We start from the raw sequence: 462 nt of genomic DNA, 5'->3' as shown, positions 1-462 counted from the left end.
CTGGTGGCCCAGCTGAAGGTGGACGGCGGTACCTTCGCCGACAACCAGACGCCCCCGCCGGACGAGCAGGCACGCGGTCAGCTGCTGCGTGCGCTCGCGAGTGACGCGATACGCGGCGCGCTGCAACGGCACTTCGGTGTTCGGCTGGCCTTCCAGAACTGCCACCGGGTGGCCGTGTTCCCGCTTGACTCCTCGGTCGACGAGACGCTCGCCCGCTTCACCTCGGTGCGCAGCCAACTGCTCAACCAGTCGCCGGAACTGCGCGACTGCTGACGCTCCATCGACAGCTTGCCGCTCCGTACGCGGGAGGTGCGGTCTGTACCGGGGCGGCAAGCATCGCTGGAACGTCCGGACCCGTCAGGTGAGTTGGGGGAGCACCTCGGCGCCGATCCGCCGTACGTTCTCCTCCGTCGCCGCCAGGTCACCGGAGCCCTCGACGAGCAGAGCGAAGCGGGAGATGCC

Annotated in this window: 1 protein-coding gene and 1 pseudogene; one reads left to right on the top strand and one right to left on the bottom strand. The window is 69.3% G+C overall.

Annotated elements, in window-relative coordinates; genetic code table 11:
* Window positions 1-273: SCO5389 family protein (locus LPA54_RS38110; RefSeq protein WP_228984968.1), on the top strand; the 273-nt coding region annotated here is incomplete at its 5' end.
* A gap of 84 nt (window positions 274-357) precedes the next feature.
* On the opposite strand, the pseudogene LPA54_RS38105 reads toward LPA54_RS38110, so the two are convergent.
* Window positions 358-462, bottom strand: a pseudogene (locus LPA54_RS38105) (LLM class flavin-dependent oxidoreductase); the annotation flags it as partial.

Source organism: Streptomyces sp. DH12 (assembly GCF_020873895.1).
Classification (GTDB): Bacteria; Actinomycetota; Actinomycetes; order Streptomycetales; family Streptomycetaceae; genus Streptomyces.
This window is presented reverse-complemented; position numbering and strand designations above follow the sequence as displayed.